The sequence below is a fragment of the Streptomyces nidicola genome (assembly GCF_050106155.1).
GTDB lineage: Bacteria > Actinomycetota > Actinomycetes > Streptomycetales > Streptomycetaceae > Streptomyces.
Map to the genome: position 1 here is coordinate 7,812,278 of NZ_JBNBPI010000001.1, position 21,003 is coordinate 7,833,280.

The window sequence follows — 21,003 nt, forward strand, 5'->3', positions numbered from 1 at the left end:
GCCTCAGCCTGAGCCTGAGCCGGTGGCCGTCGCGGTGCCGAACCTGTGCCGCAGGAACTCCTCCTGGGCCAGGACGCGCCCGACGGCCACGCCGAACACCACCACGGTAAAGAACACGATCAGCCAGGACAGCACGGTGAACACCGACCCGAGCGCCCCGTAGCGGTCCGTGCTCATCCGCAGCGCACGCGGCAGCCACAGCCCCGACACCCCGCAGAACGCCACGACTCCCGCCCCGGTCAGCACCGCCCCCGGGAGCAGCGGCAGCCACGGCACCCGGCCGGCGAGCAGCAGATGCTGGGTCCACCACCACATCAGGACGGCCGCCGCCAACTGCAAGGGGTAGCCGATGACGGCGCCCGCGCCGAACGCCCGGAGCAGCGCGCCCTGCACGATCAGCATCGCCACCCACACGAGCAGCCACACCGCCCACCGCCACGCCGCGATGCGCACCCCGGACCGGGGTACGTCCCAGGCCCGCTCGCACAGCCGTTGCAGGGCCCGGGCGAACGCGGTGGCCGAGAGCAGCGCGACCAGCACGCCGGCCGCGCCCCAGCTGTGCAGGGCGGAGTCGCCGCCCCCGGTCAGCCGCTCGGCCTGCGCCACTACCGGCCCGGACGCCCCGAGCAACGTACGCAGTGAGCGCAGGAGTTCGTGCCGCACCGGCTGCGGAAAGAACGAGGCAAGGGCGATGAGCATCGGCAGGGCGGCGAGGAAGGCCTGCGCCGCGAGGCGTGTCGCCATGTCCAGGATGGTGACGTGCACCAGCTGCTGCATGATCCGGCCCGCCAGGGGCCGGGCGGCATCCGTGATCGTCATGACAACGCCCTCCCGGACGGGGGACAAGCACTCCTGCCCGGGCACTGTCTGGCCCACGTCCCGGACGCACGTCGCCCGCGCCGGGTGACACGTCGCCCGCTGTCGACCGTCGCGTGCCCGTATTCTTCCCGTTCGCTCCCACGTTTGCTTAAAGGTGATCGAAACAAGCCTTGACCCATCAACTTCGAGCAAATAGCGTCCTTGCATTCCGGTCGACCCTTCTCCAGGAAGGCCCCCTGTGCGCAGGCGCTCTCTCCTCGCCGCGGCCGCCACGACACTCGCGGCGGCGCCGCTCACGTCCGGCTGCGGCCCCTCCTCGTCGAACGCCTCGGACGCCGCCGGCGGCGACGCGCGGCGCGGCCATCTCACGTACGGCGTCTGGGACGTCTACCAACTGCCCGCCATGCAGCGCGCGGCCCGGGCCTTCGAGCGGGCACGGCCGGGCGTGAGCGTCGACGTCCAGCTGACCCCGAACGGCACGTACTGGACGAAGCTGCGCACCGCCTGCACCGGAGGTTCCGCGCCCGACGTGTTCTGGATGAACGGGCCCAACTTCGGCATGTACGCCGATGCCGGGCAGCTGCTTCCCCTGGACACCGAGGGCGACGACGCCGTGCTGCGGACCGCCGACTTCCCGGCCGACCTGGTCTCCCTCTACCGCTGGAAGGGGACTCAGTACGGCGCTCCGAAGGACTTCGACACCGTCGCCCTCTGGTACAACAAGGAACTCTTCGACCGGGCCAAGGTGCCGTATCCGGACGCCAGTTGGACCTGGCAGGACCTCATCGAGCACTCCCAGCGGCTCACCGACCGAACGCGCGGGATCTACGGGGTGGGGGCGCCCGTCCGTGCGCAGGAGAACTACTACAACTCCATACCCCAGGCCGGTGGTTGGGTCATCTCCGACGACAAGCGGGAATCCGGGTACGCCGACGAGCGGACCCGCGAAGGGCTGCGGCTGTGGATCGACCTCATCCACCGCTACCGCTCCTCGCCTACCCTCCAGCAGATGGCCGACACCGACCCCACCCAGATGTTCCAGTCCGGCACGCTGGCCATGACCTACGAGGCGTCCTACAACGCCGCGACCTTCTACGCGGACCGCGAGCTGCGCGCCAAGGTCGACGTCGCGCCGATGCCCAGGGGGAAGCACCGTGCCGGTGTGCTGCACGGCCTCGCCAACGTCGTGTACGCCCGCACCCCGCATCCCGAACTCGCCCGCGACTTCGTCCGCTTCCTCGGCACCGAACGCATCTCCCTCCTCCAGGGCAAGTACGGCACCGCCATCCCCGCCCGCAACGGCACCGCGAAGCCGTGGGCCGCCGGGATGCCGAGCTTCAACCTGACGGCACACCTGGACGCGCTCGACTACGCGGTGCCCTTTCCCGGTTCCGCCAACAGCGCCGCCTGGCAGCACAAGGAACAGATGTGGCTCGCCAAGGCGTGGAGCGGCGTCGAGAGCCTCGACTCCGCCACCGACTCCCTCGCGGACGCCATGAACCAGCTGCTCGCGCAGGAGAGGAAGGGCAGGGCCTGATGAGCGTCGACACGCAGCCGAAAGCGGCGGTTCCCGCGCAGCGAAGTCACCAACAACCGCTGAACCAGCGGGATTTGAAGCGCCGCGAGCGCCGCTTCCGGCACCGCGACAAGTGGTGGGGCTACGCCCTCATCGCCCCGGCCGGGCTCGGCCTCGCCGTCTTCTACCTGTGGCCCGTCGTGCAGACGATGTACTACAGCTTCACCGAATGGGGCGCCTTCGGCGGGACGACCTGGATCGGGGCCGCCAACTACCGCACCCTCGTGGGCGACCCGGAGTTCTGGCAGTCGCTCGGCAACACCGCCGTCTACACCGGACTCGTCCTCCTCGGCATCCCGCTCTCGATGGTCATCGCCGTCCTGCTCAACCTGAAGGGGCTGCGCGGCACCGGCATCTACCGGACCCTCTACTTCCTGCCCGTCGTCACCATGCCCGCCGCCGTCGCGGTCGTCTGGCGCTGGCTCTACAACGGCGACGCCGGCATCCTCAACCACGCGCTGTCCACGATCGGCATCGACGGCACCCACTGGGTGTCCGACCCGCACACCATCCGTATCGCGGTCGCCGTCGTCGGTGTGTGGATGACCGTCGGGTACAACATGATCCTGCTGCTCGCCGGGCTCCAGTCCATCCCCGGTGACTACTACGAGGCCGCCGCCCTCGACGGAGCGGGCCGCGTACGGCAGTTCTTCTCGGTCACCATGCCGCTGCTGAGCCCCACGCTGTTCTTCACCACCGTGCTCTCGGTGATCCAGTCGCTCCAGGTCTTCGACCTCGTCTACCTGATCATCGGCGCCAACACCCAGAACTCGCTGCAGAACCCCGCCTACGGCGAGGGGCAGACCGTCGTGATGCTCTTCTTCCAGAAGGCGTTCTTCGACAATCAGCGCGGCTACGGCGCGGCCATCGTGTGCGTGCTGTTCGTCCTCATCATGGCGCTGACCGCCGTCCAGTTCAGGCTTCAGAAGAAGTGGGTCCACTATGCGTAAGGCCGTCGCGCGCGAAGGGCGGCTCTGGCCCGCCCATGTCCTGTTGATCCTCGGCGCCGTCATCACCGTGTTCCCGTTGCTCTGGGAGCTGTTGACCTCCTTCAAGAGCTTCGGCGAGTCCGTGCGCGTGCCGCCGACGATCCTGCCCGCGCACTGGGACTTCACGAACTACGCCAAGGTCTTCGACGGCGTCCCGTTCGCCCGGCAGTTCGTGAACACCGTCGTCATGGCGTTGCTGCGGACCGCCGCGCAGCTGCTGCTGTGCTCGATGGCCGCGTACGCCTTCGCCCGCATCCGCTTCCCGGGGCGCGGGCCGATCTTCCTCGGGTTCCTCGCCGTCCTGATGGTTCCGGGACAGCTCTTCCTGCTGCCGCAGTACCAGATCATGCAGAACCTCGGCTGGCTCGACTCCATGCAGGCGCTCGTCGTCCCCGGCATGTTCTCCGCGTTCGGCACCTTCCTGCTGCGCCAGTTCTTCATGGGGCTCCCGGAGGAGGTGGAGGAGGCGGCCCGGCTCGACGGAGCCAACCCCTTCACCGTCTTCTGGCGCATCGCGCTGCCGCTGGCCCGCCCGGGTCTGCTCGCGCTCGGCATCCTGACGTTCCTGTGGTCCTGGAACGACCTGATGTGGCCGATGATCGTCAATACCGACCCGGCGAAGATGCCGCTGTCGGCGGGCCTGGCCTCGCTCCAGGGCGCCCATCTCACCGAGTACCCGGTGCTGATGGCCGGGTCCCTGCTCGCCACGCTCCCGGTGATCGTGGTGTTCGTCGCGATGCAGCGCCAGTTCATCCAGGGCATCGCTTTCTCCGGCATGAAGGGCTGAACCACGCATGACCACCGACCTGACCGCTGACATCCGTACGGAAGAACCGCAGCGCACCCGCGACCTCCGCCTCGGTGTCATCGGGCTCGGCCTGCGCGCCACCGTCGCCCGCGAGGCCCACCACCCCGGCGAGGGCTCCGCCGTGGTGGCCGTCGCCGACATCTCGCCCGGCATGTTCGACCGGGCCCGCGAGTGGTTCGGCGACGACGTGCACACCTACGAGGGCCACCGAGCCATGCTCGACGCCGAGGACCTCGACGCCGTCTTCGTCATCACGCCCGACCACACCCACGAGGACCTCGCCGTCGACCTCCTCGAAGCCGGGGTCGCCGTCTTCGTCGAGAAGCCCCTCGCCATCACCACCGAGGGCTGCGACCGCGTCCTGGCGGCCGCCCGCACCTCCGGCTCCCGGCTCTACGTGGGCCACAACATGCGGCACATGCCCGTGGTCCGCGTCATGCGCGAGCTCATCGAGCGCGGCGAGATCGGCGAGGTCAAGGCTGTGTGGTGCCGCCACTTCGTCGGGCACGGCGGCGACTTCTACTTCAAGGACTGGCACGCCGACCGCCGCAACACCACGGGACTGCTCCTCCAGAAGGGCGCCCACGACCTCGACGTCATCCACTGGCTGGCCGGCGCCTACACGGAGCGGGTCAGCGCGCTCGGTGGGCTCACCGTGTACGGGGACATCGCCGACCGCTCGGGGCAGGCACCCGGCGCCACCATGCCCGACTGGTACGACCCCGAGAACAACTGGCCTCCGAAGTCCCTCACCGGACTCAACCCGGTCGTGGACGTCGAGGACCTCTCCATGATGGTGATGCGCCTCGAAGGCGGCATCCACGCCAGCTACCAGCAGTGCCACTACACGCCCGACTACTGGCGCAACTACACGGTCATCGGCACCGAGGGCCGCCTGGAGAACTTCGGCGACCACGGCGAGAGCGCCGAGGTCCGCGTCTGGAAGCGGCGCAGCGGCTACCGCGCCGACGCCGACCTCGTCGTCCCGATGCCCTCGCCCGGCGAGGGCGGGCACGGCGGCTCCGACCCGCTGCTCGTCGCCGAGTTCCTGCGCTTCGTGCGCGAGGGCGGCGCCACCGACACCAGCCCCGTGGCGGCCCGCGAGGCGGTGGCGGCGGGCGTCGCCGCCACGGAGTCGCTGCGGGCCGACGGGCGGCCGGTGACGGTGGCGCGGCTCGCGCCCGAACTCGCCGACTGGTTCACGGGCGGCCAGAGCTGAGCGACCCGGGGACGCTCACCCCGTCCACGACCAGTTCGCGACCTCCGGAAGGTCCGTGCCGTGCTCGCGGATCCACGCGCGGTGCCGCGTGCGGGCGTCGGCCATCGTCTGGCGCACCGCCGTGGCCCGCACGGCGAGCCCGGGCACCCGGTTGATGACGTCCATGACCAGCCGGTACCGGTCGAGATCGTTGCGCACGACCATGTCGAACGGCGTGGTCGTGGTGCCCGACTCCTTGTAGCCGCGTACGTGCAGGTGCGCATGGCCGGTGCGGCGGTACGCGAGACGGTGGATCAGCCACGGGTAGCCGTGGTACGCGAAGATCACCGGCTTGTCGGCCGTGAACAGCGCGTCGTACTCGAAGTCCGGCATCCCGTGCGGGTGTTCGTCCTTGGGCAGCAGCCGCGTCATGTCGACGACGTTCACGACGCGCACCGCCAGCTCGGGCAGGTGCGTGCGCAACAGGCCCGCCGCGGCGAGGACTTCCTGCGTCGGCACGTCGCCCGCGCACGCCAGGACGACGTCCGGCTCGCGGCTGCCGTCCTCCGTACCCGCCCAATCCCACACACCCGCGCCGCGCGCGCAGTGGGCGCGGGCCGCGTCCAGGGACAGCCAGTCGAAGCACGGCTGCTTCCCGGCCACCACGACATTGACGTAGTCCCGGCTGTTCAGCACGTGCTCGGCCACCGACAGCAGCGTGTTGGCGTCCGGCGGCAGATAGACCCGTACGACGTCGGGGCTCTTGTTGAGGACGTGGTCGACGAAGCCGGGGTCCTGGTGCGAGAAGCCGTTGTGGTCCTGGCGCCAGACGTGCGAGGTCAGCAGGTAGTTGAGGGAGGGCAGCGGGGCCCGCCACGACAGCTCCCGCGAGGTCTTCAGCCACTTGATGTGCTGGTTGACCATCGAGTCGACGATGTGCACGAACGCCTCGTAGCAGGAGAACAGTCCGTGCCTGCCCGTGAGGTTGTAGCCCTCCAGCCAGCCCTGGCAGAGGTGTTCGGAGAGGACCTCCATCACGCGTCCGTCGCGCGCCAGGTCCTCGTCGGTGGCGAGCGTGCCCGCCTGCCAGGCCTTTCCGGTGGCCTCGTAGACGGCCTGGAGGCGGTTGGACGCCGTCTCGTCGGGTCCGACGATGCGGAAGTCGCGGCGGTCCGCGGTGTCCCGCATGACCTGGGCCAGCAGATCGCCGAGCACCCGGGTGGGCTCGTGGAGCGCGGTGCCCGGTTTGTCGACCGGGACCGCGAAGCGCTCCAGCGGGGCGATCGGCAACTTGCGGGTCAGCAGCCCGCCGTTGGCGTGCGGCGTGGCACCGAGGCGCCGGGTGCCCTCGGGCACGTACGAGAGGACCTGCTCGGTGGGGCGGCCCTCGGCGTCGAAGAGTTCCTCGGGGCGGTAGGAGCGCAGCCACGCCTCCAACTGCCGCAGGTGGTCCGGGTTCTCGCGGACGCCGGGCAGCGGCACCTGGTGGGAGCGCCACGTGCCCTCGACGGGTTCGTCGTCCACGGTCCCCGGGCCCGTCCAGCCCTTCGGCGTGCGCAGCACGATCACCGGCCAGCGCGGGCGGTCCTTCGTCCTGCCCTCGCGGGCCTCGCGCTGGATGCGGGCGATGCGGTCGAGGGCCTGGTCCATGGTGCGGGCCAGATCGCGGTGGACCCGCAGCGGATCGTCCCCCGTCACGTGCAGGAGCTCGTGCCCGTACCCGCGCAGCAGCTCGTCGAGCTCGGCGTCGGGGATGCGGGCGAGCACGGTCGGGTTGGCGATCTTGTAGCCGTTGAGGTGCAGGATCGGCAGCACGGCCCCGTCGTGCACCGGGTCGAGGAACTTGTTCGCGTGCCAGGAGGTCGCGAGCGGCCCGGTCTCCGCCTCGCCGTCGCCGATCACGCAGGCGACCAGCAGGTCCGGGTTGTCGAGGGCGGCGCCGTAGGCGTGCGCGAGGGAGTAGCCGAGTTCGCCGCCCTCGTGGATCGAGCCGGGCGTCTCGGGCGCGACGTGGCTGGGCACCCCGCCGGGGAAGGAGAACTGCTTGAACAGCCGCCCCATCCCTGCGGCGTCCCGCGAGACGTCCGGATAGACCTGCGCGTACGTGCCCTCCAGCCAGGAGTTCGCGAGCACGGCGGGCCCGCCGTGGCCTGGACCCCAGACGCACAGGGCGTCGATGCCGCGCTCCTTGATGACACGGTTGAGGTGGGTGTGCACGAGGTTGAGGCCGGGGGAGGTGCCCCAGTGGCCGAGAAGGCGCGGTTTGATGTGCTCGGGGGCAAGGGGCTCGGTGAGGAGTGGGTTGTCGAGGAGGTAGATCTGGCCCGCCGCGAGATAGTTGGCGGCCCGCCAGTGCGCGTCGAGCGCTGCGGCCTGGTGCTTGGACAGATCCTTCGCCATGGCAGCTCCATCGGTAGCGGCAGAGATGTACTCGGCGCCGCCAGTCTGCCGCCCTCCCGGCCGCGCACGAAGAGCCCTTGTGGCCATGGTGCCGGGTCGCGGACCCGACCCGCCCCAGGGGAGGGGCGAGTCGGGTGACGCGTGGCTACAGGGAGACCTGCTTGCCGCCGAGGGTCACGACGAGCTTGCCGTCCGCCGTGTACGACCAGGCGAGCGCGCCGCTGTAGGAGGCGCAGCGCGAACCGTTGGTGCCGGTCCAGAACTGGTTCGTGGAGTCCGCGTTGCCGACGGTCTTGTCGTTCGACCCGGAGACCGAGAACCGGCACGAGGTGTTGCTCCGAAACACCGAAGTGCCCTCGTCCCAGGCGAAGTTGCGCTGCGGGTTGTCGATGCTGAGGTTGTTCGACACCGCCATGGAGCCCGGGTTGCTGTTGTACGTGAACCCGTGCTTGCCGTTCTTGTACGCGATGCTGCGGCGCACGATGTGGTTGACGCCGATGTCCTCGCCGCCGAGCTTGTACCCGTTGCGGTCGCCGTTCGCGTTCACGGTGCCGTCGCTCAGCGTGCCGTTGTTGTACGAGAGGGAGTCCTCGATGGTCACCGGCCCGATGGGGCCCGTGTCGGACTTGGTGTAGAGGTCCCAGCCGTCGTCGATGTTGTTGTGCGAGACGGCGTAGCGGAACACGTTGCCCGCGCCGGTGGTCAGCTTCGCGGCGAACCCGTCGGCGTCCTCGCCGTCCGAGTCGGCGTTGTCGTGCGACTCCGCGCTCACGATCAGGTTGTTGGCCGGCCACTGCGACTGCGGGGTCGTGGAGGCGATGCGGCCGAGCTGCAACCCCGTGTCCCGGTTGAAGCGGGTCACCGTGCGCTCGATGACGTTGTTGCTGCCGCCGACGAAGATGCCGTTGTCCCCGGCGCGCTCCACGACGATCCCATTGAGGTGCCAGTACGAGGCGTTGAGGGCGAGCCCCCGGTTGGTCGAACTCTCGCTCTGCGCCGAGAAGTTGAGGACCGGCTTCTCGCCCGGGTAGGCGGTCAGCTTGGTGCGGGCGGAGGAGGTGCCGTTCTTGCTCTCGGGGATGGTGACCGTCGAGGAGTACGCGTACGTGCCGCCGCGCAGGTAGATGGTGCCGCCCGCGGTGACGCGGCTGATCGCCGAAGTGAGCGTGGTGGGCGCGGACTCGGTACCGGCCGCGCCGTCGGTCCCGGTCGGCGACACGTACAGGGCGTCGCTCGCCGGCGGGGTGGTGGTGTCGCCCACCGGCGCGTCGACATCCACGTAGTCGATGTTGGGGAGCCCGGCGGAGGCGGTCGGGTTGAGGCGGATCGTGTTGCTGCCCGCCTTGACCGGCACGGTCACGGTCTTCGTGGCCCACGTCGTCCACGCCCCGGTGCCCGCGAACGAGGTCGAGGACGCCGTGCTGCCGTTGACCACGATGTCCGTGGCCCGCGCGGTGGTGGTGCCGTTCGCGTAGCGGACGGTGAGGGTGGCGGTGCCCGCGGCGGGCGAGTCCACCGTCAACTGGGCATACGCGCCACTGGCGTTGGTGGCGTTGCAGTAGCCGGAGCCGGTGTAGCCGGACCATTCGGTCTCGACGACGCCGGTGCACACGGCCGGGGAGGTCTCGGCCTGGTAGCGGGTGGTCGCGGCCTGGGCGGAGGTGCCGGACAGGGCGACGAGGGCGCCGGCCAGGAGGCCGGCGGAGGTGACGGTGACGAGGGGTCTCGCGGCTCGTAAGTTCATCGTTCGTCTCCAGGTGCTGAAGGTGACTGGTTCGAATCCGTGAACGCGACCGTCCGGAGGCGCCATAATCAGGCCGGGGAAAGCCCTTTCTGCGGGCGGTCGACGTGACGGTAGAGCTGGCGTCGTGTCCGCGTCAACGGCTATGTATGTGATCGTTGTTCGTGAATATGAACGATCAAGGGGTGGGTCAGTAATGGATCAGGGGGTGGGAAGGCCGTCCGACCCGGGCCCCGGCAGGCCTCAGGTCCCGGTCAGCGTCTGGAGCGGGGTGCGTCCGTAGGCGTCGCGGTAGAGCGCGGCGAAGCGGCCGGAGTGGTGGAAGCCCCACCGCGCGGCGATCGCGGTGACCGTCGTGCTCGCCGGATCGGAGTCCCGCAGCTCGTCGTGCGCGTGCGCGAGCCGCACCCGGCGCAGATAGGCCAGCGGCGTGGTGTCCAGATGCCGCCGGAAGGCGTACTGCAGCGCCCGGACGGTGACATGGGACGCCGCCGCGATCTCGGCGACGGTGAGCGGCTCCTGCGCGTGCGCGTCGATATGGGCGACGGCGCGCCGCAGTGTCGCGGAGTGGGCGTCGTGCCGGTCCGTCCCGGTGGGCCGGATGAGCGCGGTGTTGGGGAAGGCCATCAGCACGCTCGCGGCCAGGTGCTGGGCGGCGGTCGAGGTGACCAACGGCTCGGCGGCGACCTCGGGGTCGGCCAGCACGTGATCGCGGACGTGGATGATGGTCCGCTTCAGGTGCAGGGCCGCGGCATCGGAGACGGGCCGGTGGCCGGTGAGCCGGACCGGCCCCGGCTCCGCTCCCGGAACGTTGGCCGCGACCTGGTTCAGGAGGTCGGGGTCGAGCATGGTGATGTTGTACCGGGCGCCGCAGATCCGCCCCTCGTAGGGCAGTTCGGGCGGGGCGAAGGAGACCATGTCGCCGGGGCCGAAGGCGTCCTCGACGTCACCGAAGGCGTGATCCTGGACGGTGCCGTCGTGGACGAGGCACAGGCAGATCTTCTGCAGCGGCGTCACCGCGTAGCGCATGTCGAAGTCGAGGTCGAGTTCGTCGACGGTCACCCCCGGCATCTCCTCGCGCCTGATCCGCGCCCGGCTGGACTCGGGGGTGCCGTTGCCGATGCGCATCCGGGCATAGTGACGACTGAGAAAATCCTCGGTGACCTCAAGGTCGCTGCTGTCGAAATGCAGTGTTCCCATGTGCGCCGCGCTCCCCGCAGAATCCCCACTGAATATGCCCGGTGCGGTGATTTTACGACGGGCGCCGGCGCACCTGCCACGGCGCGTACCTGCGAGGGCGTGCGGCCTGCGCTTTTCGTTTACTGGATGAAGCTCCGCCCGACACTTCGCTCAGAGGACTGCGAGTTCCGTGCGGAAGGCCCGAGCATCAGGATGTCGGCCCTTCTCTTGCCCAAGTACCGTGGCGGCTACGGGTCGAGAGTGCTTGTGATTGCCCGGCGCTCCCGTCGCAGTCTGAGAAAGGTGAACGCCCTGCCCGCTCCCGCTTCCGAACCTGGTGGCCCCATGGCCTTCTTCATGCTGTCCTCGACGCGGCCGCTCACCCTCCTGTCCGCCACCGACCTCGCCAAGGAGCACGAACGGCTGCACACGGAGGTCGCCCAGCTCAAGCAGGCCGTGACCTCGCACGCCCTCGTGGACCAGGCGATCGGGGTGGTCGTCGTCCTGGGCCGGATCCCGCCCGAGGACGCGTGGCGCGTGCTGCGCGACGTGTCGCAGCGCACCAACGTCAAGCTGAACCTGGTGGCCGAGCACCTCCTGGAGTTCGCCCAGGGCGGCCTCCTGCCGGACGAGGAGCGAATGGAGTTGCAGCGGGCTTGCGCGCGCTATGCCGCGCTGCGGCCCCCGTCGTCGCCGTCGTCGGAGCAGTCCGCGGAGTGAGGGCGGCGGCCGCGGCCGGTCAGCTCAACTGCCGCCGCATGAGCGTCAGATCGAGCCAGCGGCCGAACTTGGTCCCCACTTCGCGGACCGTTCCGGCATGCTCGAAACCGTGCCGTTGGTGCAGGCGGATCGAGGCCGTGTTGCCCGACTCGATCCCGGCGATCATGATGTGCAGGCCCGCCGCGGTGGCCGATTCGACGAGCGTCGTCAAGAGTGCGGAACCGATGCCGGCCCCCTGGTGGCCGCCGGTGACGTACACGGAGTTCTCCACGGTGTGCCGGAAGCCGGAGTACGCCTTCCAGGGCCCGTAGACACCGAACCCGACGACCTCCCCGCCCATCTCGGCCACGTAGGCCGAACCGCGCTCGAGATGCGCGCCCAGCCAGTCCGCGCCCTCCTCGCGGGACTGCGGCGTGTCCGTCCACAGCGCCGTGCCGTGCTCGATGGCGTGATTGCGGATGGCGAGGACGGCGTCCAGGTCGTCCTCGTGGGCCGGGCGGACCTTCACCGCCGGGGCCCGTGTCTCGTATCGTAGAACCATGTCCAATATCGTAGACCCCCTGGTGGAGCGCATCGGTGCCCGGATCCGCGTGGAGCGGGACCGGCGCCGTTGGACCCTCGCGGAGCTGGCCGAGGAGTCCGGGGTGTCGCGGGCGATGATCCACCGGATCGAGCGCGGCGAGAGCAGCCCGAGCGCCGTGATCCTCGGCAAGCTGTCGGCGGCGTTCCGGCTGAGCGTGGCGACGCTCCTCGACCCGGAGCCGGAACCGGAGCCCGGGTCGGCCGAGGAACGGGTGCGGCGCGCGGAGGCGGCGCCGCGGTGGCACGACCCGGAGACCGGATACGCGCGGCGGCAGGTGTCGGGGCCCGGTTTCCCCGCGGAGGTGGCCGAGATCCGGCTGCCGGCCGGGGCCGAAGTCCCTTACCCCGCCGCGGCGTTCGCGTTCCACCGCCAGATCATCTGGGCGCTCGAAGGACACCTGACGTTCCACGAGGGCGACGTCGTGCACGAACTCGACGCGGGCGACACGGTCGAACTGGGCCCGCCCACGGCCTGTGTCTTCGCCAACTCCACGCGGCAGGACTGCCGTTACGCCGTGGTCCTCGTGCGCGGAGAGGCGCCGTGAGGCTGCCGCGTGGAGGCGTCGCGGTGCTCTCCTGCACCGCCGGAGTGGCGCTCGCCAACAACTATGCGATCCAGCCGGCGCTCGGCGACGTCGCCCGCGACACCGGCTCCTCGGCCGCCGCCATCGGCCTCGTCACAACGGCCGCGCTCGGCGGATGCATCGCCGGATTCGCCTTCCTGCTGCCGCTCGCGGACCGGGCGGCGCCGCGCCGGCTCGTCGCGGGACAGCTCGCGCTGCTCACGGCGGGCCTGCTGCTCGCCTCCTGCGCCCCCGGCCTCGGCCTGCTGCTCCTCGCGTACGTGATGGTGGGCGCGGGGGCGAGCGTCAGCGCGATGGCGTCCACGATCGCCGGGCGCGGGGTGCCGGGGGAGCGGCGCGGGACGGCCGTCGCGGGCGTCGCGGCGGGCATGTCGGCGGGGATCCTGCTGAGCCGGCTCGTCGGCGGGGCGCTCGCGGACGCGCTCGGCTGGCGGGGGATGCTGCTCGCGTTCGCGGGGCTCGTGGTGGTGTGCGGGGCGACCGCGTGGGTGCGGCTGCCGGGGGAGCGGCCCGAGGGCGCCGGCAGCGGCGGGTACCTCGGCACCCTCGCCGCGCTGCCCGGACTGCTGCGTCGGCACCGTGCGCTGCGGCTCGCGGTGCTGACCGGCAGCCTCTGGTACCTGGCCTTCAGCCTCGTCTGGGTCGCGCTCACGGTGCGGCTCGCGCAGCCGCCGTACGGGCTCGATGCCGCGCACATCGGCCTCTACAGCCTGGCCGGGGCGCTCGGGTTCGCGGCGTTGCCCGTGGCCGGGCGGCTGGGGGACCGGTACTCGCCGCGTGCGGTGATCGCCGGGAGCATGGGGGTGGCGGCCGTCGGAGCGGCGCTGCTGTGCACGGGGCTCGACCGGCCCGCGGTGACGGCGGCGGGCCTCGCCCTGGTCGACGCGGGCTGCTTCACGGCCCAGGCCGCCAACCAGACCCGCGTCATGTCCATCGACCCGGCCCGCAGCGGCAGCCTCAGCGGCGTCTACCTGCTCCTGTACTTCCTGGCGGGAGCCCTCGGAGCGGGCGTGGCGGCGCCGCTTGTCGGGGTGGGGGGTTGGGGCGCGGCGAGTGGGGTGGTTTGTGGGGCGCTGGTGGTGGCGGGGGCGCTGACAGTCCTTCCCCGGTGGGCGGGGGAGCCTGTTGTTGAGACAGATCGCTCCATGCCCAAGGTGAGCAATTCAAGCCCCTGCGGCGATTGAGCAGATCCAGCCCCGCCGGCGTTTGAGGCGCGGGGTCCGGGGCAGAGCCCCGTGCGGTGGGGCGCAGGCCACCCGGTGACCTCAACGCCCCACCCGGTTCACGCCTCGCGCCGCGCCCGCTTCTCCGCCTGCTCCGCGTGCAGCTTCTTGACGCGGACGTTCTCCTTGCGGACATCCGCCTGCGTGGCCCGCTCCGCCTGCAGCCACTCGGGGTTCTCGGCCTTGATCGCCTCGATCTGCTCCGTGGTCAGCGCCTCCGTGACGCCACCGCGGGCAAGGCCCGAGATGGAGACGCCCAGCTTCTGCGCCACCACGGGGCGCGGGTGCGGCCCGTTCGCGCGCAGGTCGACGAGCCACTGCGGCGGCTCGGCCTGCAGCGCGGTCAGCTCGGCGCGCGAGACGACGCCCTCCTGGAACTCGGCGGGCGTGGCGTCGAGGAACACACCCAGCTTCTTCGCCGCGGTCGCGGGCTTCATGGTCTGGGTGCTCTGGTGCGAACTCATGAGGTCAAGGGTATCGATCGCGACGGGGCCCGCCGACCACGGCGGGTAGCCTTGCCCCGTGACCGGCACGCAAGAGACCCCCGCACCGCCCTCAGGACCCCGCTTCCGACTGGCCTACGTTCCCGGGGCCACCCCCGCCAAGTGGGTGCGGATCTGGCGTGAGCGTCTGCCCGACGTGCCGCTGGACCTGGTGCAGGTGACCGCGGCCGAGGTGCCCGACGTGCTGCGCCGCGGGGACGCCGACGCGGGCCTGGTGCGGCCGCCCGTTGACCGTACGTACTTCAGCGCGATCCCGCTCTACACCGAGAAGACCGTGGTCGTGGCCCCGAAGGACCACCTCGTGACCGCCGCGGACGAGGTCGGCCTCGCGGACCTCGCCGACGAGATCGTGCAGCATCCGCTCGACGACGTGCTCGGCTGGGAGCGGCCGCCGGGGCAGCCCGCCTTCGAGCGGCCCGCCACGACGGCCGACGCGATCGAGCTGGTCGCGGCGGGAGTGGGCCTGCTCGTCGTCCCGATGTCGCTCGCCCGTCTGCACCACCGCCGCGACCTCACGTACCGCACGGTCACCGACGCGCCGGAGTCGAGCGTGGTGCTCGCGTGGCCGGAGGAGCGCACCACGGATCACGTGGAGGACTTCATCGGCATCGTGCGTGGCCGCACGGTGAACAGTTCGCGGGGGCGTACGCAGGCGGAGCCCGAGAAGAAGGCGGCCGACAAGAAGCGGCAGCCCGGGAAGAAGCCGTTCGTGAAGCCGGGGCGCCTTCGGCAGGACGGGAAGCCGCAGTCGAAGCGGAGTGCCAATAAGCCGGCGAGGAACGCGAAGGGTGGTAAGCCGCGGAAGCGTTCCTGAGGCACCGGTCCGCGCACGGTCGACCGTCCTCCGGTCACGGGGCTCCGCCCCGGACCCCGCGCCTCAAACGCCGGCGGGGCTGAAAGATCGGGGCTCCGCCCCGGACCCCGCGCCTCAAACGCCGGCGGGGCTGAAAGATCGGGGCTCTGCCCCGGGCCCCGCGCCTCAAACGCCGGCGGGGCTGGATCTGCTCAATCGCCGCAGGGGCTTGATGGGTGCGGTTGATCGCCGCAAGGGCTGTTCTGGTCCGCCGGAGGCGACGGTGCCCCCGCCCGCAGGCCGTCCATCACCAGGTCCAGCAGGCGTCCCGCCCGTGTCTGCCAGTCGCCTCGTGGGTCGATCAGCCACAATCCCGCGATGGCCAGCATGAAGTCGTCCGGGGTGACGTCGGGGCTGATCGTGCCTGCCTTCGCGTTCGCCTCCAGGAGGTGCGTGACCGCCTCGGTCAGGGGGGCGTGCGCGAGCTGCTTCATCGTGCCGCGCGCGCTGGTCGCCTCGCGGAGGGCGTCCGCGAGGCCCGCCTTGGCCATCGCGTACTGGGCGAGGCGGTCCATCCACTCGCGCAGCGCCAGCTCCGGCGGCCGTCCGCACAGCAACTCGCAGGCCGCGTCGGCGACCTGCTCCACCTCGTAGCGGTACACCTCGAGGACGAGCGCCTCACGGCTGGGGAAGTTGCGGTAGAACGTGCCCTGCCCGACGCCCGCCTTCTTCGCGATCGCGCTGAGCGGCGTGTCGGCGGAGCGCGTCAGCTCGGCCAGGGCCACCTCGAGGATGCGGTCGCGATTGCGCTGCGCGTCCGAGCGCAGCGCGGCCGACTTCTTCGCGTAGCCCACGCGACTTCTCCTCCTTCCGCCGTGGCGGGGAATAGTCCTTGCTAGGCGGACAGTTGTCCACTACGTTCGTGTCCCGTTGAACGGACAGCTGTCCGGTTAGAGTCCACACCATAGTGGTCCGGGCCCCGGACCGCATCCATGTCCGGTCCGCGTCCCACCCTGCGTACAGCGCCGATTCTCCACGCACCAGACACGCGAAAGAAGGCTGCACACATGCCCCCAGCTGACACCGGCGGCACGACCGTGTCCGCTACGTCCAGCGTCGTCACCTTGAACATCAACGGGGAGAAGCACACGCTGCCCGTCGACCACCGCACCACGCTGCTCGACGCCCTGCGCGAGCGGCTCGATCTGACCGGCACGAAGAAGGGCTGCGACCAGGGGCAGTGCGGCGCCTGCACGGTGCTCGTCGACGGGCGCAGGACCGTGGCCTGTCTGCAGCTCGCGGTCGCCGCCGAGGGCCGCGAGGTCACCACCATCGAGGGCGTGGCGGGTCCGGACGGCGAACTGCACCCGGTGCAGGAGGCGTTCGTCGAGCTCGACGGGTACCAGTGCGGCTACTGCACGCCCGGCCAGATCTGTTCGGCCCTCGCCGTCATCGAGGAGCACGCCGCGGGCTGGCCGTCCGCGGCCACCGGCGACGTGCGGCCCGAGGCCGGGCCGCAGCCGCTGACCCCGGAGGAGATCAGGGAGCGCATGAGCGGAAACCTGTGCCGCTGCGGCGCGTACGTGTCGATCGTGCAAGCGGTCGCTCACGCGGCCGCGCACTCCGCCGACGACGCGAAGGAGACCGTGGCGTGAGGGAGTTCGGATACGAGCGGGCGTCCGATGTGTCGGGCGCGGTGGCGGTGCTCGGCGCCGACCCCGAGGCGCGCTTCCTCGGCGGCGGCACCAACCTCGTCGACCTGATGAAGATCGGCGTCGAGCGGCCCGCGCGCCTCGTCGACGTGCGGGAACTGCCGCTCGGCGAGATCGAGGTGACCGCTGACGGCGGGCTCCGTATCGGGGCCACCGTCACCAACAGCGACCTCGCCGCCCACCCCGAAGTGCGGCGCCGCTACCCGGCGTTGACGCAGGCCGTGCTCGCCGGGGCCTCCGGGCAGCTGCGCAACATGGCCACCGTCGGCGGCAATCTGCTCCAGCGCACCCGCTGCGGCTACTTCACCGACGTCAGCAAGCCGTGCAACAAGCGGGAGCCCGGCAGTGGTTGCCCGGCCGTCGAGGGCGAGCACCGCAATCACGCCATCCTCGGCGCGAGCGAGCACTGCGTGGCCGTGCACCCGTCCGACATGGGTGTCGCGCTCGCCGCGTTCGACGCCGTCGTGGAGTATGAAACCGCCGACAGTCGTGGGGAGTTGGCGCTTTCCGACTTCTACCGGCCCGTCGGTGACACCCCGCACCTGGAGACCGGGCTTCCGGCCGGTGCGCTCATCACCGCCGTCACCCTGCCGCCCGCGCCCGTCGCGGCGAACTCGGTGTACCGCAAGGTCCGCGAGCGCGCCTCGTACGCCTTCGCGATCGGCTCGGTGGCCGCCGCCGTCGACGTACAGGACGGCGTCGTACGGGACGCGCGGATCGCGCTCGGCGCGGTCGCCTCGCGGCCGTGGCGGGCCCGTGCCGCGGAGGCGGCGCTGATCGGGCAGCCCGCCGAGGGCGCGACGTTCGCGGCCGCCGCGGACGCCGAACTCGCGGCGGCGAAGCCGCTGCCCGACAGCAGGTACAAGGTGCCCCTGATGCGCAATCTGATCGTTGCGCTGCTCACCGAACTCGCCTCGGAGGCCACCCGATGACGACGACCACCACCACAGCGGCCGGCACGACGAAATCGGACTCGGTGGGTGTCGGGCGCAGCCGGATCGAGGGGCGCGAGAAGGTCACGGGCGCCGCCCGGTACGCGGGCGAGTTCCCGTTCACCGACCTCGCGCACGGCTGGCTCGTGCTGTCCACCGTGGCACGCGGCCGGGTCCGCTCGGTCGGTGAGGACGCCGTACGCGCCATGCCCGGCGTGCTGGCCGTCATGCACCACGGCAACGCGCCGCGCATCAACACCGACTACCTCACCCTGATGGGGCCGCCCGACGGCATCCTCCACGTCTTCCAGGACGACAAGGTGAGGCACGCGGGCTGGCCCGTCGCGCTCGTCGTCGCCGAGACGTCCGAGCAGGCCCGGGAGGCCGCGGAGGCGCTCGTCGTCGAGTACGACACCGAGCCGCACGACATCGCCTTCGAGGCCGACAGGCCCGGAACCTACGCGCCCGAGGGCTCGGAGGCGACGAAGGGCGACCTGGAGGCCGAACTCGCCGCTTCCGCCGCCGTGGTGGACGAGCGCTACACCACCCCCGAGACGCATCACACCGCCATGGAGCCGCACGCGGTGACCGTGCGCTGGGAGGACGGGCGCCTGGAGGTGTACGACGCCAACCAGGGCAGCAAGGCCGTCGCCGACCAGCTCGCGCAGACCTTCTCGCTCGACCCGTCCGCCGTGCGCGTGCGCTCGGAACACGTCGGCGGTGCCTTCGGCGGCAAGCTCGTGGCGGCGCACCACATCGCCGCCGTGATGGCCGCGACCGAACTCCAGCGCCCCGTCCGGCTCGCCCTGACGCGTCGTCAGGTCTTCGCGATCACGACCTACCGCAGCCCCACCACCCAGCGAATGCGGCTCGGCGCCGACGCCGACGGACGGCTGCGCGCGTTCGGGCACGACGCGCAGTCGCTGACGTCGAACATCCGCGAGTTCGTCGAGGCGAGCGCCGGATACGGGCGCGTGATGTACGCGTCCGAGGCGCACTACTCGGTGAACCGTGTGGTGCCCGTGGACCTGCCGACCCCGGGGTTCGTCCGGGCGCCCGGCGAGGCCCCCGGCTCGTACGCCGTGGAGTCGGCGCTCGACGAGCTCGCCGAGAAGCTCGGCATGGACCCGGTCGAACTGCGCGTGCGCAATGAGCCCGAGGTCGGTCCGGTCTCCGGGCTGCCCTTCAGCAGCCGCAATCTCCTCGGCTGCTACGAGGAGGGCGCGCGCCGCTTCGGCTGGGCGGGCCGCGATCCGCGGCCGCGGGTGCGCCGCGAGGGCCGCTGGCTCCTCGGTACGGGTGTGGCCGCCTGCTCCTTCCCGTCCGGTGTCGCCCCGTCCACGGCGTCCGTCACCGCCGAGCACGACGGTACGTTCACGGTCCGGATCACGGCGGCGGACGTCGGCACCGGTGCCCGTACCGCGCTCACCCAGATCGCCGCCGACGAACTCGGCGTCGACCAGGGCCTGGTGCGGGTGCGGATCGCCGACAGCGACTTCGGGCAGGCATGGCTGTCGGGCGGCTCGATGGGCACCCGGTCGTGGGGCTGGGCCGTGATGGCGGCCAGCCGTGAACTGCGCGACCGGCTGTCCCCGACCGCCCCCATTCCGACCGAGGGCCTCACGGTCCGCACGGACACCACCGAACTGGTCGGCGCCCTCGCGCAGAAGGAGCGCTACTCCTACGGCGCGCAGTTCGCCGAGGTCGCCGTGGACGTCGCGAGCGGCGAGGTCCGCGTGCGCCGCCTCCTCGGTGTCTTCTCCGCGGGCCGCATCATCAACCCCCTCACCGCGCGCAGCCAGTTGGTGGGCGGCATGACGTGGGGCATCTCCATGGCCCTGCACGAGGAGGCCGTCCGGGACGCGGCGGACGGCGGGCACGTCGGCGCCGACTTCGCGGGCTACCACGTCGCCGCAAACGCTGACGTGCCGGTCATCGAGGCGCACTGGGTCGACGACAACGACCCGGACGACCCCGTCGGCATCAAGGGCGTCGGCGAGATCGGCATCGTCGGCACGGCCGCCGCGATCGGCAACGCCGTGTGGCACGCGACCGGGGTGCGCCACCGGGATCTGCCGCTGCGGCCCGACCGGGTGCTGCTCGCCGAGGCGGAGCGCAATGCTTGACCTCGCCGCCGAGCTGAGCGAATGGGCCGAGCAGGGCCGGGAGTTCGCTGTCGCCACCGTCGTCTCGGTGAGCGGCAGCGCGCCCCGGCCGCCCGGCGCGGCCCTCGCTGTCGACTCGGCGGGCGAGGTCATCGGCTCGGTGTCCGGCGGCTGTGTCGAGGGCGCGGTGTACGAACTGTGTGTCCAGGCGCTCGCGGACGGTACGCCGGCCCGCGAGCGGTTCGGCTACAGCGACGACGACGCGTTCGCCGTGGGTCTGACCTGCGGCGGTGAGGTCGAGGTGCACGTCGTACCGGTGCGGCTGGACTCGCCGTCCCGGGCGACGGTCGTCGAGGCGCTCGCCGTCGCGGCGCGCGGCGAGGCGGTGGCGCTGGCCCGCATTCTCGACGGGCCGGGCGAACTCCCTTCCGCCGGTGGCCTGTTGATGATCCGCCCCGACGGTTCGCACGAGGGTCGGCTCACGGCGGGTGACGACTCGGGGCTCGCGGCGCAGACCCGCGCCTACCTCGACCTCGGCCGCACCGGGCTGTGCGAGGTACCGGAGAGCAAGGCGCGCTGCGACGGCGACGTCACCCTGTTCGTCGAGTCGAGCGTGCCGCCCGCGCGGATGATCGTGTTCGGCGCGGTGGACTTCGCGGGCGCGCTGGTCAAGGTCGGCAAGCTGCTCGGCTTCCACGTCACCCTCTGCGACGCGCGCGGCGTCTTCGCCACGCGGGCCCGCTTCCCCGAGGCGGACGAGGTGGTCGTGGAGTGGCCGGACCGCTACCTCCGCTCGACCGAGACCGACGAGCGCACGGTGCTGTGTGTGCTGACGCACGACGCGAAGTTCGATGTGCCGTTGCTGGAGGTCGCGTTGCGGCTGCCGGTCGCGTACGTCGGGGCGATGGGCTCGCGGCGCACGCACGAGGACCGGATGGAGAAGCTGCGCGAAGTCGGGCTGGGCGAGGCCGATTTGGAGCGCCTGCACTCCCCGATAGGGCTCGACATCGGTGGCCGTACACCGGAGGAGACCGCGGTGTCGATCGGCGCGGAGATCGTCGCGGCACGGCGCGGCGGGAGCGGACAGCCGCTGCGCACCGGCGAAGGGGCGATCCACGGCTGACCGGCGGCGCCGCGGG

The 21,003-nt window shown here is 71.4% G+C and carries 19 protein-coding genes; 12 read left to right on the forward strand and 7 right to left on the reverse strand.

What is annotated here, in order from left to right:
* Window positions 1-3: 3 nt before the first annotated feature.
* The gene (locus ACOKM3_RS35295) at window positions 4-819 is read right to left on the reverse strand and encodes a YhjD/YihY/BrkB family envelope integrity protein (RefSeq protein WP_426905296.1); all 816 of its coding nucleotides are present in this window, start codon (window positions 817-819) and stop codon (window positions 4-6) included.
* A 238-nt stretch (window positions 820-1,057) separates the two neighbouring features.
* On the opposite strand from ACOKM3_RS35295, the gene ACOKM3_RS35300 reads away from it, so the two are divergent.
* Genes ACOKM3_RS35300 through ACOKM3_RS35315 form a run of 4 tightly spaced genes read left to right on the forward strand, consistent with a single transcriptional unit; the run spans window position 1,058 to window position 5,411 of the window.
* A complete protein-coding gene (locus tag ACOKM3_RS35300) occupies window positions 1,058-2,356 on the forward strand; it encodes an ABC transporter substrate-binding protein (protein WP_426905297.1) in 1,299 nt (432 codons plus the stop codon).
* Window positions 2,356-3,345 (forward strand): carbohydrate ABC transporter permease, encoded by a 990-nt coding sequence (locus tag ACOKM3_RS35305; protein WP_426905298.1) that lies wholly within the window; start codon window positions 2,356-2,358, stop codon window positions 3,343-3,345. Before ACOKM3_RS35300 ends, ACOKM3_RS35305 begins: the two co-directional genes overlap by 1 nt.
* Window positions 3,338-4,171, forward strand: a complete 834-nt coding sequence (locus ACOKM3_RS35310) for a carbohydrate ABC transporter permease (RefSeq protein ID WP_426905299.1) — start codon at window positions 3,338-3,340, stop codon at window positions 4,169-4,171. The genes ACOKM3_RS35305 and ACOKM3_RS35310 overlap by 8 nt, the downstream gene beginning before the upstream one ends.
* A 7-nt stretch (window positions 4,172-4,178) precedes the next feature.
* Window positions 4,179-5,411 (forward strand): Gfo/Idh/MocA family protein, encoded by a 1,233-nt coding sequence (locus ACOKM3_RS35315; RefSeq protein ID WP_426905300.1) that lies wholly within the window; start codon window positions 4,179-4,181, stop codon window positions 5,409-5,411.
* A gap of 15 nt (window positions 5,412-5,426) precedes the next feature.
* On the opposite strand, the gene ACOKM3_RS35320 is transcribed toward ACOKM3_RS35315, so the two are convergent.
* The 3 genes from ACOKM3_RS35320 to ACOKM3_RS35330 form a co-directional block, all read right to left on the reverse strand.
* Complete coding sequence (locus ACOKM3_RS35320) at window positions 5,427-7,790, reverse strand: phosphoketolase family protein (protein WP_426905301.1); 2,364 nt, start codon at window positions 7,788-7,790, stop codon at window positions 5,427-5,429.
* A 145-nt stretch (window positions 7,791-7,935) separates the two neighbouring features.
* The gene (locus tag ACOKM3_RS35325; RefSeq protein ID WP_426905302.1) at window positions 7,936-9,534 is read right to left on the reverse strand and encodes a carbohydrate-binding protein; all 1,599 of its coding nucleotides are present in this window, start codon (window positions 9,532-9,534) and stop codon (window positions 7,936-7,938) included.
* 240 nt (window positions 9,535-9,774) lie between these two features.
* Complete coding sequence (locus ACOKM3_RS35330; protein WP_426905303.1) at window positions 9,775-10,731, reverse strand: helix-turn-helix transcriptional regulator; 957 nt, start codon at window positions 10,729-10,731, stop codon at window positions 9,775-9,777.
* 324 nt (window positions 10,732-11,055) lie between these two features.
* Between ACOKM3_RS35330 and ACOKM3_RS35335 the strand changes: the two genes are divergently transcribed.
* Window positions 11,056-11,430, forward strand: a complete 375-nt coding sequence (locus ACOKM3_RS35335; protein ID WP_426905304.1) for an ANTAR domain-containing protein — start codon at window positions 11,056-11,058, stop codon at window positions 11,428-11,430.
* Between the two features lie 19 nt (window positions 11,431-11,449).
* Here the strand turns inward: ACOKM3_RS35335 and ACOKM3_RS35340 are convergent, their stop codons facing one another.
* Window positions 11,450-11,971, reverse strand: coding sequence for a GNAT family N-acetyltransferase (locus ACOKM3_RS35340; RefSeq protein ID WP_426905306.1), 522 nt, complete (start codon window positions 11,969-11,971; stop codon window positions 11,450-11,452).
* On the opposite strand from ACOKM3_RS35340, the gene ACOKM3_RS35345 reads away from it, so the two are divergent.
* Both ACOKM3_RS35345 and ACOKM3_RS35350 read left to right on the forward strand, forming a co-directional pair.
* Window positions 11,970-12,557, forward strand: coding sequence for a helix-turn-helix domain-containing protein (locus ACOKM3_RS35345; protein WP_426905307.1), 588 nt, complete (start codon window positions 11,970-11,972; stop codon window positions 12,555-12,557). The genes ACOKM3_RS35340 and ACOKM3_RS35345 overlap by 2 nt on opposite strands.
* Window positions 12,554-13,780 (forward strand): MFS transporter, encoded by a 1,227-nt coding sequence (locus ACOKM3_RS35350; protein ID WP_426905309.1) that lies wholly within the window; start codon window positions 12,554-12,556, stop codon window positions 13,778-13,780. The genes ACOKM3_RS35345 and ACOKM3_RS35350 overlap by 4 nt, the downstream gene beginning before the upstream one ends.
* A gap of 98 nt (window positions 13,781-13,878) precedes the next feature.
* Here the strand turns inward: ACOKM3_RS35350 and ACOKM3_RS35355 are convergent, their stop codons facing one another.
* Complete coding sequence (locus tag ACOKM3_RS35355; protein WP_426905310.1) at window positions 13,879-14,283, reverse strand: DUF5997 family protein; 405 nt, start codon at window positions 14,281-14,283, stop codon at window positions 13,879-13,881.
* 58 nt (window positions 14,284-14,341) lie between these two features.
* On the opposite strand from ACOKM3_RS35355, the gene ACOKM3_RS35360 reads away from it, so the two are divergent.
* The gene (locus ACOKM3_RS35360) at window positions 14,342-15,136 is read left to right on the forward strand and encodes a LysR family substrate-binding domain-containing protein (protein ID WP_426905311.1); all 795 of its coding nucleotides are present in this window, start codon (window positions 14,342-14,344) and stop codon (window positions 15,134-15,136) included.
* 191 nt (window positions 15,137-15,327) lie between these two features.
* Here ACOKM3_RS35360 and ACOKM3_RS35365 read toward each other — a convergent pair whose 3' ends face one another.
* Entirely contained in the window at window positions 15,328-15,969 is a 642-nt protein-coding gene (locus tag ACOKM3_RS35365; protein WP_426905312.1) for a TetR/AcrR family transcriptional regulator, read from the reverse strand.
* A 213-nt stretch (window positions 15,970-16,182) separates the two neighbouring features.
* Between ACOKM3_RS35365 and ACOKM3_RS35370 the strand changes: the two genes are divergently transcribed.
* From ACOKM3_RS35370 to ACOKM3_RS35385, 4 genes are read left to right on the forward strand one after another with little or no spacing between them, the layout of a single operon-like run.
* Complete coding sequence (locus ACOKM3_RS35370; RefSeq protein WP_426905313.1) at window positions 16,183-16,770, forward strand: 2Fe-2S iron-sulfur cluster-binding protein; 588 nt, start codon at window positions 16,183-16,185, stop codon at window positions 16,768-16,770.
* Window positions 16,767-17,759, forward strand: coding sequence for an FAD binding domain-containing protein (locus ACOKM3_RS35375; RefSeq protein ID WP_426905314.1), 993 nt, complete (start codon window positions 16,767-16,769; stop codon window positions 17,757-17,759). Before ACOKM3_RS35370 ends, ACOKM3_RS35375 begins: the two co-directional genes overlap by 4 nt.
* Window positions 17,756-19,885 carry a xanthine dehydrogenase family protein molybdopterin-binding subunit gene (locus ACOKM3_RS35380; protein WP_426905315.1) on the forward strand — a complete coding sequence of 710 codons (2,130 nt, stop codon included), beginning with the start codon at window positions 17,756-17,758 and terminating at the stop codon, window positions 19,883-19,885. The genes ACOKM3_RS35375 and ACOKM3_RS35380 overlap by 4 nt, the downstream gene beginning before the upstream one ends.
* Window positions 19,878-20,987, forward strand: a complete 1,110-nt coding sequence (locus ACOKM3_RS35385) for an XdhC family protein (RefSeq protein WP_426905316.1) — start codon at window positions 19,878-19,880, stop codon at window positions 20,985-20,987. Before ACOKM3_RS35380 ends, ACOKM3_RS35385 begins: the two co-directional genes overlap by 8 nt.
* Window positions 20,988-21,003: the final 16 nt, after the last annotated feature.